The 13,400-nt window shown below is 68.7% G+C and carries 8 protein-coding genes; 5 read left to right on the top strand and 3 right to left on the bottom strand.

All coding sequences use genetic code 11. The annotated features are described in order from the left end of the window. Window positions 1-335 precede the first annotated feature (335 nt). Both EIZ44_RS37945 and secA2 read right to left on the bottom strand, forming a co-directional pair. Entirely contained in the window at window positions 336-2,057 is a 1,722-nt protein-coding gene (locus tag EIZ44_RS37945) for an NAD+ synthase (protein WP_037815705.1), read from the bottom strand. Window positions 2,058-2,160: 103 nt separating this feature from the next. Then, entirely contained in the window at window positions 2,161-4,500 is a 2,340-nt protein-coding gene (gene secA2 / locus EIZ44_RS37940) for an accessory Sec system translocase SecA2 (RefSeq protein ID WP_134733909.1), read from the bottom strand. Between the two features lie 144 nt (window positions 4,501-4,644). Here secA2 and EIZ44_RS37935 point away from each other — a divergent pair, with 144 nt between their 5' ends. Then, window positions 4,645-6,222, top strand: coding sequence for an alpha/beta hydrolase (locus EIZ44_RS37935; RefSeq protein WP_439098636.1), 1,578 nt, complete (start codon window positions 4,645-4,647; stop codon window positions 6,220-6,222). 2 nt (window positions 6,223-6,224) lie between these two features. Beyond that, window positions 6,225-7,634 carry an alpha/beta hydrolase gene (locus EIZ44_RS37930; RefSeq protein WP_051729120.1) on the top strand — a complete coding sequence of 470 codons (1,410 nt, stop codon included), beginning with the start codon at window positions 6,225-6,227 and terminating at the stop codon, window positions 7,632-7,634. Here EIZ44_RS37930 and EIZ44_RS37925 read toward each other — a convergent pair. Continuing rightward, window positions 7,631-8,266, bottom strand: a complete 636-nt coding sequence (locus EIZ44_RS37925) for an LppX_LprAFG lipoprotein (protein ID WP_037815697.1) — start codon at window positions 8,264-8,266, stop codon at window positions 7,631-7,633. The two genes, EIZ44_RS37930 and EIZ44_RS37925, sit on opposite strands and share 4 nt — an antisense overlap. A gap of 92 nt (window positions 8,267-8,358) precedes the next feature. On the opposite strand from EIZ44_RS37925, the gene EIZ44_RS37920 reads away from it, so the two are divergent. From EIZ44_RS37920 to EIZ44_RS37910, 3 genes are all read left to right on the top strand, one after another. Continuing rightward, window positions 8,359-9,648, top strand: a complete 1,290-nt coding sequence (locus tag EIZ44_RS37920) for an MFS transporter (RefSeq protein WP_134733908.1) — start codon at window positions 8,359-8,361, stop codon at window positions 9,646-9,648. Window positions 9,649-9,712: 64 nt separating this feature from the next. Beyond that, the gene (gene glnA, locus EIZ44_RS37915) at window positions 9,713-11,056 is read left to right on the top strand and encodes a type I glutamate--ammonia ligase (protein WP_037368721.1); all 1,344 of its coding nucleotides are present in this window, start codon (window positions 9,713-9,715) and stop codon (window positions 11,054-11,056) included. Between the two features lie 45 nt (window positions 11,057-11,101). After that, on the top strand, window positions 11,102-12,685 hold the full coding sequence (locus tag EIZ44_RS37910; RefSeq protein ID WP_134733907.1) for an amidase: 1,584 nt from the start codon (window positions 11,102-11,104) through the stop codon (window positions 12,683-12,685). Window positions 12,686-13,400: the final 715 nt, after the last annotated feature.

The raw sequence follows: 13,400 nt of genomic DNA, 5'->3' as shown, positions 1-13,400 counted from the left end.
AACCGCGCCAGCCAGCCCGGCCAACCCAGCCGACCGGCCAGTCCAGCCGACCGCGCCAGCCAGCCCGGCCAGTCCAGCCGACCGCGCCAGCCAGCCCGGCCAGTCCAGCCGACCGCGCCAGCCAGCCCGGCCAGTCCAGCCGACCGCGCCAGCCAGCCCGGCCAGTCCAGCCGACCGCGCCGGCCAATCCAGCCAGACCGGCCAACCGCGCCAGCCAATCCAGCCAGTCCAGCCGACCGCGCCAGCCAGCCCGGCCAGCCCAGCCGACCGCGCCAGCCAACTCAGCCAGCCCGGCCAACCGAGTCCAAACAACAACCAGCGTCAGAAACCCCCGCTCAGGACTTCCGTTCCCGCCACCCGTTCGTCATCGGAAGACGCCGGTCCCGCCCGAACGCCTTGAACGTGATCTTCGTGCCCGGCGGGTACTGCCGCCGCTTGTACTCGGCCCGGTCGACCATCCGCACCACCCGGTCGATCGTCTCCGGATCGAATCCCGCCTCGATCAGATCCGCGTAGCCGCGGTCGTTCTCGACGTAATCGTCCAAGACGTCGTCCAGCAGTTCGTAGTCCGGCAGCGAGTCCGAGTCCTTCTGGTCCGGTCGCAGTTCCGCCGACGGGGGCTTCGTGATCGAGTTTTCCGGGATCGGCGGCGTTTCCCCTCGCTTGGCCGCCTCTTCGTTCCGCCACCGCGCCAGCTGCCACACGTGCGTCTTGAACAAGTCCTTGATCGGCGCGAACGCTCCGACCGCGTCGCCGTAAATGGTCGAGTAGCCCACGGCCAGTTCGGTCTTGTTGCCGGTCGCCAGCACCAGGTGTCCATCCAGATTGGACAGAGCCATCAGCAGCATCCCGCGCACCCGCGCCTGGATGTTCTCCTCGGCGAGCCCGGTCAGCTGCAGCTGGTTGACATACACATCGACCATCTCGCCGATCGGCTCGACCCGGTAGTGCGCGCCGATCCGCTCCGCCAAATCCGAAGCGTCGTCCCGCGAGTGCGAGGACGAGTACTTCGACGGCATCGAAACGCCGTACACGTTGTCGCCGCCGAGTGCGTCCGCCGCCAGGGCAGCGCATACCGCGGAGTCGATTCCGCCGGAGAAGCCGAACGTGACCGTCGAGAAGCCGTTCTTGTGCACGTAGTCCCGCAGCCCGACCACCAGCGCGGACCACACCTCGGCCTCGTCCGACAGCGGTTCGCTGATCGTCCGGGCCGAAAGTGGTTCGTACGCGGGCAACGGCGCATCGGTCAGCACTCGACGGTGGACCTCCAGGCCGTCGAAAGAGCCCGTGGCCGAGGCGTCCGCGGTGGGGAGATCCAAGTCCAGCACCAGCAGGTGCTCCACGAACTGCGGCGCCCGCGCGAGCAGCGTCCCGTCCGCGCCGACCACGAGCGAGTCGCCGTCGAAAACCAGATCGTCCTGTCCGCCGACCTGGTTCGTGTACACCAGCGGCGCGCCCGCTTCGGCCGCGCGGCGGGCGATGAGCGGCAGCCGCTGTTCGTCCTTCGACCGTTCGTACGGCGACGCGTTCGGCGCGACCACCAGGTCGACCCCGGCCTTGCCCAGCGCGGAGATCGGGCCGCCGTCCTGCCAGATGTCCTCGCAGATCACCATGCCGATGTCGACGCCGTGCAGCCGCAGCACCTCGAGTTCGGTGCCCGGCTTGAAGTACCGGTGCTCGTCGAACACGCCGTAGTTGGGCAGGTGGTGCTTGAACTGCCGGGCCACGACCTCGCCGCGGTAGAGCGCCGCCGCGGCGTCGCGCGGGCCGACCTCGTCGTGGTCGAGATAGCCGACGTACGCGAGCACCTCGCCGCAGCCCGCCTCGTCGAGCCGGCGCGCCAGTTCGGTCACCGAGCGCCGGGACGCGTCGGCGAACGTGCGCCGGAGCGTGAGGTCCTCGACCGGGTAACCGGTCTGGGACATCTCCGGGAACACGACGACGTGCGCGCCCGCCTCGGCGGCCTTGCGGGTCCACTCGACGGTGAGCGCGGTGTTCCCGTCGATGTCGCCGACGGTGGTGTTGACCTGGGCCAGTGCGATGCGCAGTTGCGGCATGCCGCCATTCTGTCCCACCGCACCGACAGAAACTACGCAGAGGTGAGCCAGAGAACGGCGAAGGGCCCCTCACCCGCGGCGAGGGGCCCTCCGAAAGAAGGAATCAGGACTTCTTCATCCGCATCATGCTGCGCACCTTCTTGACCGTCTGCTCGAAGTCCGAGTCGAACGGGTTGTCGTGCACCAGGTACGTCCACGTCGTGTTCGCCCGCCGCACGCCGACGTCCTCGAGGTCGAGGCCGTTGTCGGTGATCTCGGCTTCCTCGAGCGTCTTCGCCGCCCGCGAGGCGGATTCGGCGATGATCTTGTGGAACTCCGGGATCGCCGCGCGGTGGAACTCGTCCAGCGGCGTCTCGCGGGCAAGCGCGCGCAGGTGGATGCTCTCGCGCACGTCGGTGAGGTACGCCAGGTGGTCCGACCACAGCTGGTCGAGGTGGAACAGCCGGACCTCGCGGCACACCTGCTCGAGCCGGTCGTCGTCGTCCAGCTTTTCCTTCAGCTCGGCGAACTTCTCCGGCTGCGCCTTCTCCAGCTCCTCCGCCGCGAGCCCGGTGTGCAGCACCTGGTCGCGGTGTTCCAGCAGCTCAGCGCGCTGCCGCTCGATCAGCCGGGTGTAGCGCCAGGTGTTGCGGTGGATCTCCAGGTCGACGCCCTCGGCGACGCGCTGGGCGTGGTTGAGCTGCCGGTGCGCGGCCGGGTCGGTGATTTCGCCGGTCTCGGTGTCCGCGTCGATGCCGTCCGGCAGGTCCGGCGCGTTTGACAGCACGAGGTCGTCGTTGAGGCTCGCGAAGAAGATCGCGCTGCCCGGGTCGCCCTGCCGTCCGGACCGGCCGCGCAGCTGCCCGTCGAGACGGCTGGAGGGATACCGCGCGGTGCCGATCACGTGCAGACCGCCCAGCTCGGCGACCTCTTCGCGGGACGCTCCGTCGCTGCCGCCGAGCCGGATGTCGGTACCGCGGCCCGCCATCTGCGTGGACACGGTGACCGCGCCCTTCTTGCCCGCTTCGGCGATGATCGCGGCCTCTTCGGCGTCGTTGCGCGCGTTCAGCACGACGCACGGCAGGTCGGCCTTCGCCAGCTTTTCCGCCAGCTCCTCGGACTCGGCGACGTCCTGGGTGCCGACGAGGATTGGCCGCCCGGTCTCGTGCACCGTGCGGATTTCCTCCTCGATCGCGCGCAGTTTCTGCGACGGCGACGCGAAAACCCGGTCCTGCAGGTCCTCGCGGACGTTCGGGGTGTTCGGCGGGATGACCGCGACCTCGAGCTTGTAGAACTCGCGCAACTGCTCGGCGACCGCGACCGCGGTACCGGTCATGCCCGCGACCTCGGGGTAGCGCGCGAGCAGCGCCTGCACGGTGATCGAATCGAGGATTTCGCCCCGGTCGGTGGCCGTGACCTGCTCCTTCGCCTCGACCGCGGCCTGGAGGCCGTCCGGCCAGCGCTGCAGTTCGGCGACGCGGCCGCGGGCGGCGTTGATCAGCTGGACCTTGCCGTCGCGGACCAGGTAGTCGACGTCCCGGGTGAGCAGGGCGTGCGCGTGCAGGGCGACGTTCACCGCGGCGAGCCGGTCCGAACCGGACTCGTCGTACAGGTCGACGCCGCCGAGCGACTTCTCCACGACTGACGCGCCGGCGCTGGTCAGCCACGCGTTGCGGCCCTCGGAGTCGGTTTCGTAGTGCAGGCCGAGCCGCAGCCGCCGGACGATCTTGGCGACCTCCTCGTCGGCGTCGTTGTGGTCGATCGAACCGGCCATGACCAGCGGCACGCGCGCCTCGTCGACCAGCACCGAGTCGGCCTCGTCGACGATCGCCACCTCGGGAGCCTTCTGCACCAGGTCGTCGGGGTGCGTGACCAGGCGGTCGCGCAGCACGTCGAAGCCGATTTCGGCGACCGCGCCGTAGGTGACCTCCTTGCCGTAGGCCTCCTTGCGCTCCTCCTTCGAGTGCGCCGGTTCGACCCAGCCGACGGTGACGCCGAGCAGGTCGTACACCGGGCTCATCCACTCCGCGTCGCGGCGGGCGAGGTAGTCGTTGACCGTGACCACGTGCACGCGGCGGCCGCGCAGCGCGTACCCGGCGGCGGCGAGCGCGCCGGCGAGCGTCTTGCCCTCACCGGTCTCCATCTGCACGACGTGGCCGGTGAGCAGGCCCATGGTGCCGAGCAACTGCACGTCGAAGGCCCGTTCGCCGAGCTCGCGGCGGGCGGCCTCGCGGCCGAGCGCGCAGATCTCGATGAGCTGGCTGTCGGTGAACGAGGCGGCCCCGCCGATGGAGTCCCGCAGCTTGCCCGCGCGCTCGGTGAGCTCGGCGTTCTCGAGTTTCTCCAGCTCCGGTTCGAGCTTCTCGACGGCGGGCAGCAGCGCTTCGTAGCGGGTCAGCTCGACGCTGCCCGGCCGCTGGATGATCCGGCGGAGCCGCTTGCCCACTCGGCTGATCAGTGCCACCCCTGGTCTCCTCGTGTCGATGTGTCTCCGGTCGCACCCGCACTGCCCAACGCGCCGACGGTGCGTTCGAGTTCCGCGCCCGGATGGCACGATCAAACCGTGTCCCGTCATCCCAGCGCCAGCCCGAAAGTCCATCCGTTAGTCGTGTTCGCGGCTGCCGGCCTGCTCGCGACCACGCTCGCGGCGTGCACGTCCAAGCCCGACCAGGCCGCGTCCGCGCCGACGGTCGAATCGCACGCTCCGGTGGGCCCGGTGCCCGCCGGACTGGACCGGTTCTACGGGCAGAGCATGTCCTGGTCCGCGTGTGCACCCTACGCGACCTCGGCCGACGCCCGGTCGGCGTTCAAGGCGCAGGGAATCGAGTGCGGACGCCTCACCGTTCCGTTGAACTATGACAAACCGGACGGCCAGACGATCACCATCGGCGTGCTGCGGCACCGCGCGAGCGATCCGGGCGAGAAAATCGGTTCGCTGGTGGTGAACCCGGGCGGACCGGGCGCTTCGGGCATGGTCGCCGCAGCAGGACTGATCGACCAGGTGTCGAAGTCCGATCTCGGCGACCGGTTCGACCTCGTCGGCTTCGACCCGCGCGGCATCGGCGCGAGCGAACCGCAGATCCAATGCCTGACCGGACCCGAGCGCGACGCCGACCGCGCCGACGACAGCGAGACCGACGGTTCTCCCGCGGGCGTCGCGAAGCAGGAAACAGAGCAGAAGGACTTCGCCGCGAAGTGCGCACAGCGGACGAAGTACGGCGACGACATGCTCGCGCACATCGGTACGCGCGACGTCGTCAAGGACATGGACGTGCTGCGAAGCGTCCTCGGCGACCAGAAGCTCACGTACCTCGGTTACTCGTACGGCACGCGCATCGGGTCCACGTACGCGGAGACCTTCCCGAAGAACGTGCGCGCGCTCGTCCTCGACGGCGCTGTCGACCCGACGCAGAGCCCGGAAGACTCGCTCGTCGCGCAGGGCCAGGGCTTCGGCGGCGCGTTCAACGAGTTCGCGAAGTGGTGCGCGGCGCGTCAGGACTGCGCGCTCGGCAACAACCCGGCTGACGCGACGAAGCAGTTTCAAGACCTCACGCGCCGGCTGATCGACTTCCCGGTTCCGGTCGGCGACGGCCGCAAGCTGTCGTACGACGACGCCACCACAGGTGCCATACAGGCCCTCTACCAGCAGAATCTCTGGGAGTACCTGAACACCGGGCTGAACGAGCTGAAGCTGCAGCGCGGCGCCACGCTGGAGAAGCTGGCCGACATCTACAACGAGCGCAATCCGGACGGCAGCTACGGCACCACGCAAGACGCCTTCGTCGCGATCCGCTGTGTCGACGACCCGCGCGTCACCGATCCGAAGCAGATCCTCGAAGGCCAGGAGAAATACGTAAAGGCCGCGCCCTTCCTGGACGACGGCCGCCAACCCAGCTCCGCCCGCGACGCGTGTGCGTTCTGGCCGGTGCCGAACACGTCGAAGCCGCACGAACCGAACGTTGAAGGCCTGCCGAAGACGCTGACGATCTCGACAACGAACGACCCGGCGACGCCGTACCAGGCGGGCGTGAACCTCGCGAAGGCGCTGAAGGGATCACTGCTCACCTTCGAGGGGACGCAGCACACGGTGTTCCTGCAAGGCAACGCGTGCGTCGATAAGGCAGCCACCGCCTACCTGATCGACGGCACCACGCCTCCGGACGGCACGCGCTGTAAGGCCAACTGAGATTGCGCTGGCTCGCGACGGTCGTGGTGGCGATGATGCTCGCTGCTACGGCTTGCGCGAGCCAGCGGGCAACGCTCGAGTGGGGACCGTGTGCGCCGTACGCGCAGACCGCTGCCGAGAAGAGCCTGTACGCGGACGAGTCGGTCGACTGTGCTCGGCTGACGGTTCCGCTCGACTACGCGAACCCGCAGGGCCCGGCAGTGTCGATCGGTTTGCTGCGCCACCGGGCCACAGATCCGGCACACCGGATCGGATCGCTCGTGCTCAACCCCGGCGGGCCGGGCAGTTCGGGGATGACTGCGGCGGCCACGTTGGCGGGACCTGCCGGAAAGCTTGCTGAGCAGTTCGACTTGGTCGGCTTCGACCCTCGCGGTGTTCACGCGAGTGAGCCGCGGATCAGGTGCCGGTCGGATGCCGAACAAGACGCCGCTCGTGCGTCAGATACCGGGGGAGCGGCCGACTGTCTCAAGAAGACCAGCGCGGAGTTCCTCGCACACGTAGGCACGCGAGAAGTCGTACGCGATCTCGACGCGCTCCGTGCCGCCCTCGGCGACACGAAACTCACGTACGTCGGTTACTCGTACGGCACGCAGATCGGTTCCGCGTACGCAGAGGCGTACCCGGACAAAGTGCGCGCCATGGTCCTCGACGGAGCCATCGACCCCGCGCAGAACTTGCCGCAGACGCTGATCGCCCAGACTGCCGGTTTTCAGGATGCCTTCACCCGCTTCGCGCAGTGGTGCGCGAAGCGACCTGGATGCCCGCTAACCGGCGACGCGACCGCAGCCTTCCAGCGAATCGCGCGCCCTCCGGTCTCTGCCCTGCCCGGACGCACGCTGTCTTTCGCCGACGCCGTCACCGCGACAGAAGCCGCGCTCTACTCCCGCGCGCAGTGGCCGAATTTGCAGCAAGCATTGGAAGAACTAGCGACCACGCATAACGGCGCGAAGCTGCTTCAGCTGGCCGACGACTACTACCAACGCGACCAGAACGGCCACTACAGCGGAGCCTTCGACGCCTACTACGCCGTCCGCTGCGTCGACTACGACCGCGTCACCGACCGCGCGACCATCGACGCCGCGCACCGCCAAATGCGCACCGGCGCACCATTCCTGGCTGGCAGCTCACCCGACGCGCACGAACTCGACACCTGCTCGACTTGGCCGGTACCGCCGACCTCACGGCCGCACCGTCCGTCCGCGCCCGGCCTGCCGAAGACGCTCGTCATCTCAACCACGCATGACCCAGCTACGCCCTACCGCCAGGGCGTATCGCTCGCGAAAGACCTCAACGCCGCACTGCTGACTGTCAACGACGTACAGCACGCAGCGTTCCTCAAGGGCAACGCCTGCGTCGACAAAGCCACAACGACCTACCTCAGCACGGCCATCGCCCGCACCGGCAACTGTTAAGGCTGCTGATCCGTCAGCAGCACCTCGTACATCACCGGGCTGTCGCGGTTCGTCGCAGGCGGCACCTGCAGCCACATCCGCGCGAACCGGTGCGGTTCGGCGACCGTCACCCAGATCTTCACGTTCACGTCGTCGTGGATCTGCGGCACCAGGTTCGCCGCGACCGCTTGAGGCACGGTTCCGCCGACGCGGTAGCCGTCGACGTGCTGGATCGTCTCGCGGATTTCGGTTTTCGGCTGCTGGAGCGAGTCGAGGAGCCGGATCAGGCCGCCGTGCGGGCCGAGGAACCGGTCGACGGTGAAGGGCGTAGGGCCGTTCGTTTCGCGACCCTTCGTGTCCTTTGTGGTCGCGGTGGGCCCGGAGACGGTGAACGAGAACGACCGATCGGTGAATTCCGCGCTGCCGCTCGCTTGCCCGCCGCGCTTGAGGGTCGCGTTGCCGACGAGCTTGGTCATCGGCAGGCCGGGCAGCACTCCGTTGACGCCGACCGAGAAGTGCAGGCTGGTGACCTTGGCGAAGTTCGTCTTGGCGGCGGCGAGCAACCCGTCCGCCGCGGGCAAGGGGGGTGCCGCGGTGCAACCGCCGACCAGCCCGAGGAGCAGCAGCGCCGGCAGGACACGTCGGCTGAGCATGGCCGAGAGCCTACTTGGCTGGCCCGATCCTTTCGCACAGTGTCCTTCCGGCCACTGTCATCGAGGCTTCCGGCGCACCAGACTGTCTGCTCGTGACCGTTGAGACCCGTCCTGCCCGCCGCCTGCATCGCGCCTGGTTCGTCGCGGCGGCCGCGTTCGTCGCCCTCCTCGCCGCCGCCGGTTTCCGCGCCGCGCCGGGCGTCCTGATCGATCCGTTGCATGAAGAGTTCGGCTGGTCCCGCGCCACGATCGGGTCCGCCGTCTCGGTCAATCTCGTTCTGTACGGCCTCTTCGCGCCCTTCGCCGCCGCGCTGATGGAACGGTTCGGTATCCGCCGGGTCGCGGCTACCGCGCTGTGCGTCGTCGTTCTCGGCGCGGGCGGCACCGTCTTCATGAGTGCCAGCTGGCAGTTGATCCTCTGCTGGGGCGTGCTCGTCGGCCTCGGCACCGGCTCGATGGCGATGAGCTTCGCCGCGATGGTCGCGACGCGCTGGTTCATCCGCCACCGCGGCGTCGTAACCGGCGTGCTCACCGCAGCCGGGGCGACCGGACAGCTGATCTTCCTGCCCTTGATCGCGTCGCTCGCGGCGGACGACGGCTGGCGGACAGCGTCCATGGTCATCGCCATCGCGGCTCTCGCCGTGGTCCCGGTCGTGCTGTTGGCCGTACGCGACCACCCCGCCGACATCGGCACTGTCGCGTACGGAGCGCCCGAAGACACCGAAGTGGCGCGTCCGGCACCGAAGGTCGGCACTGTCCGCCGTGGTCTGTCGGTGCTGTTCCAGGCCGCGCGCACCCGGACGTTCTGGCTACTCGCTGTCGGGTTCGCGATCTGCGGGGCGACCACGAACGGGTTGGTCAGCACGCACTTCGTCCCGGCCGCGCACGACCACGGCATGCCGCAGACGACCGCGGCGAGCCTGCTCGCACTGGTCGGCGTCTTCGACGTGGTGGGAACGATCGCGTCGGGATGGCTCACCGACCGTGTCGACCCGCGGATCCTGCTCGGCATCTATTACGCGTTGCGGGGAGTTTCGCTCGCCCTCTTGCCGCAGCTGTTCACGAATTCGGTCCAGCCGAGCATGTGGGCGTTCATCCTTTTCTACGGTCTCGACTGGGTCGCGACCGTCCCGCCGACTGTCGCGCTCTGCAGCCGCTCCTTCGGGGAAGCCGGTCCGATCGTGTTCGGCTGGGTCTTCGCCTGCCATCAGCTGGGCGCGGCGTTCGCCGCCTCCGCCGCCGGCGCGGTGCGGGACCAGTTCGGCGATTACGCGATCGCCTGGTACGTCGCCGCCGGGCTCGCGGTGATCGCCTCGGTCGCGTCGTTGTCGATCACCCGGTCGAGGAAACCCGGGAAAACCCAGCTCGCGCAGGTGGCGTGAATCCGCCGCCGTTGTGGGTGACCCGTGAAACATGGCGTTAACACGTGCTGGTTAGGGTTCGGCCATGGATCGCCAGCAGGAATTCGTGCTCCGCACCTTGGAAGAGCGCGACATCCGTTTCGTCCGCCTGTGGTTCACCGACGTGCTGGGATTCCTGAAGTCCGTCGCGGTCGCGCCCGCCGAACTGGAGGGCGCGTTCAGCGAGGGCATCGGGTTCGACGGCTCGGCCATCGAGGGCTTCGCGCGCGTCTACGAGTCGGACATGGTCGCCAAGCCCGACCCGTCGACGTTCCAGGTGCTGCCGTGGGAAACCCCCGACGGCGGCCCGTACTCCGCGCGGATGTTCTGCGACATCGCGATGCCCGACGGTTCGCCGTCCTGGGCCGACCCGCGGCACGTGCTGCGCCGCCAGCTGTCGAAGGCCAGCGAAGCCGGGTTCACCTGCTACGTGCACCCGGAGATCGAGTTCTTCCTGCTCGCCAACCTCCCCGACGACGGCAGCGAGCCCGAGCCCGCCGACAACGGCGGCTACTTCGACCAGGCCAGCCACGCCACCGCGACGCACTTCCGCCGGCACGCGATCGAGACCCTCGAGGCGATGGGCATCTCGGTCGAGTTCAGCCACCACGAGGGCGCGCCGGGGCAGCAGGAAATTGACCTTCGCTACGCCGACGCCCTCACCATGGCCGACAACGTGATGACGTTCCGTTACGTCGTCAAGGAGGTCGCGCTGACCCAGGGCGTGCGCGCGACCTTCATGCCGAAGCCGTTCACCGACCAGCCCGGCTCCGGCATGCACACCCACGTCAGCCTGTTCGAAGGCGACCGCAACGCGTTCTACGACGCGGAGGACCCGCACGAGCTTTCCGAGACCGGAAAGGCGTTCGTCGCCGGCGTCCTGCACTACGCCAAGGAAATCTCCGCCGTCACCAATCAGTGGGTCAACTCCTACAAACGGCTGATCAGCGGCAGCGAGGCGCCCACGACGGTGTCGTGGGGGAGGGCGAACCGCTCGGCGCTCGTGCGCGTGCCGATGTACTCGCCGGGCAAGGCCTCGTCGCGGCGCGTCGAGATCCGCACGCTCGATTCGGCGTGCAACCCGTACCTGGCCTACTCGGTGATACTGGCCGCGGGGCTGAAGGGCATCGAAAAGGGCTACGAGCTGCCGCCGCCCGCCGAGGACAACATCTGGCAGCTGTCGGATTCCGAACGCCGCGCCGCCGGCTACTCGCAGTTGCCGCAGAACCTCGGCGAGGCGCTCGCCGAGATGGAGAAGTCCGAACTGCTGCCGGAAGCGCTCGGCGAGCACGTTTACGACTTCTTCTTGCGCAACAAGCGGGTCGAGTGGGACAACTACCGGAGCGCGGTCACTCCGTACGAGCTCCGGACCCTGTTGCCGATGCTCTGACCCGGACCCCGGGGCCGTGCTCCGACGTTGGGGAGGCATCGGAACATGGGAAAAAGACTGCCCGCCGTACTCGCCGCACTGGTCGCGGCGGCGGGCTTGGCCACCGCGCCGCCGGCGGTCGCGATGGAGACTGACCACGCGGACCCGGCCGAGCTGCACTTCGACCTCGACCGCGCCGACATCCCGTCGCTGCAGCACCGGATGGCGGCCGGGCAGCTCACCGCGACCCGGCTGACCAGCGCGTATCTCGCCCGGATCCGGGTGCTGGACCCGAAGGTCAACGCCGTCCTCGCGCTCAACCCGGCCGCGCTCGCGCAAGCCGCGGCCAGCGACGTCCGGCACCGGACCGGCCGCACCCGCGGTCCGCTCGACGGGATCCCGGTGCTGGTCAAGGACAACGTCGACACCCACGACCAGCAGACCACCGCCGGTTCGCGCGCGCTGCGCAGCCGTCCGGCCAAGGACGCCACGCTGATCACGCGGCTGCGCGACGCGGGCGCGGTGATCCTCGGCAAGGCGAACCTGTCGGAATGGGCCAACTTCCGCGCCGCGAAGCCGACTTCCGGCTGGTCCGGCGTCGGCGGCCAGACCAACAACCCGTACGTCCTGGACCACAACCCGTGCGGTTCTTCCGCCGGATCCGCGGCAGGCGTCGCCGCGTCGCTCGCCCAGGTCGCGATCGGCAGCGAGACCGACGGGTCGATCGTGTGCCCGGCCGGGATGACCGCGACCGTCGGGCACAAACCGAGTCTCGGGCTCGTCAGCCGCACCGGCGTCGTCCCGATCTCCGCGGAGCAGGACACGGCGGGACCCATCGCGCGCAACGTCGTCGACACCGCGTTGACGCTCTCGGTGCTGCAGGGCCGCGACCCGTCCGACCCGGCCACCCTGCGCTACCCGTCGACCCAGCCGACCGACTACGCGAAACTTCTCCGCCCCGGCGTCCTGCGCGGCGCCCGGATCGGCCTGTGGCGGCTGCCGGTGCTCGGCCCGGACACGGACGCCGTGGTCAGCAAGACGAAGGCTTCGCTGGAACGCGCGGGCGCGACGGTCGTCGAGGTGACGCTGCGGTACCAGGACCGGCTCTCCGAGCTGGAGTTCCCGGCGCTGCTGACCGAGTTCCACCGCGACATCGACGCGTACCTCGCCACGCGGCCCACCGGCCCGCGGAACCTCGCGGACCTCATCGCGTACAACCGCGCCGACCCGCTGGAACGCACCTGCTTCGCTGGTCAGGAGCTGTTCGAACAGGCGCTCGCCGCACCCGGCCCGCAGGACCCGACCTATCTGAAGAACCGGGCGGAGCTGACCGACCTGTCGCGCCGATCGCTGGACGAGACCCTGGCGAAGTACGACCTGGACGCCATCGCGTCGCCGACGAACCCGCCTGCGTGGAAGACGGACTGCAAGGTCGGCGACAACGACGTGATCCCGTCCTCGACGCCGGCCGCGGTGGCGGGCTACCCGGACGTGACGGTCCCGGCCGGTTCGGTCGGACCGCTTCCGGTGGGGATTTCGTTCATGGGCGGACAGTGGACGGACGGCAAGATGCTCGCGCTGGCCGCGGACTACATGCGGGTCGCGCCGGTCCGGGTTCCGCCCCGGTATCTGCCGAAGCTGCCCGGGTAATCCGGTTGGGGTTGCCCGGAGCGGGTGAAGGTTTGTGGCGGCCGCCGGTCAGTGCCCTTGCACTGGCCGGCGGCTTGCTTTCCGGCGAGCTGGCTTGCGCCGCGGTGGTCGGGCAGGGCGCTGACCTGCTGAATCGGGTCTGGTTCCGGGGTCTTCGGCAGCAGGAGGCTCGCCCGATGGGGGAGACCTGGGTCACTCGGGGCCTTTCCGGGGCCCTTCGGAGCGCGGTCCGCGGCCCTCGAAGCGGTCGAATCGGCCCGCTGGCAACCCTCTGACCAGGGTCGATGCCGTTAAGTGACCCCCCTGTTTTCGGGTGGTTGGAAGGCATGTAATCTTCTCTTCGTCGCCAGGAACACCGGGCCGGCGGGGCCGAAAGCCTCACCGACCAGGAGCCAGGGCCGAGCGGGTTGACACCGCGAAACGGACCAGGTAATGTTCAGCGTCGGCCCACGAGCGGCCGCCGACTCCCTACGACTAGCCTTGTAGGTACCGGCATGCTCGACCAAAAGCTTGAAATAACGCATCGAGCTTGGCCTGGTTGATTACGGGGCTGGTTCGGGGTGTGTTGCTTGAGAACTCAACAGTGTGCTAGTGAACTAAGCCAGTAGAGCTTAATATGAAACCCCCTCGTCGGGGTTTCCTTTGAGAATATTGATTGAGAGTAGTCTCGATCAAACTTTACAGCATTGTTGGAGAGTTTGATCCTGGCTCAGGA

The sequence above is a fragment of the Amycolatopsis nivea genome, from assembly GCF_004522235.1.
Classification (GTDB): Bacteria; Actinomycetota; Actinomycetes; order Mycobacteriales; family Pseudonocardiaceae; genus Amycolatopsis; species Amycolatopsis nivea.
This window is presented reverse-complemented; position numbering and strand designations above follow the sequence as displayed.

Coding starts and splice junctions, on each gene's coding strand:
- EIZ44_RS37945 (WP_037815705.1), bottom strand. CDS start 2,057: ATGCCGCAACTGCGCATCGCACTGGCCCAGGTCAACACCACCGTCGGC.
- EIZ44_RS37925 (WP_037815697.1), bottom strand. CDS start 8,266: ATGCTCAGCCGACGTGTCCTGCCGGCGCTGCTGCTCCTCGGGCTGGTC.
- EIZ44_RS37910 (WP_134733907.1), top strand. CDS start 11,102: ATGGGAAAAAGACTGCCCGCCGTACTCGCCGCACTGGTCGCGGCGGCG.
- glnA (WP_037368721.1), top strand. CDS start 9,713: ATGGATCGCCAGCAGGAATTCGTGCTCCGCACCTTGGAAGAGCGCGAC.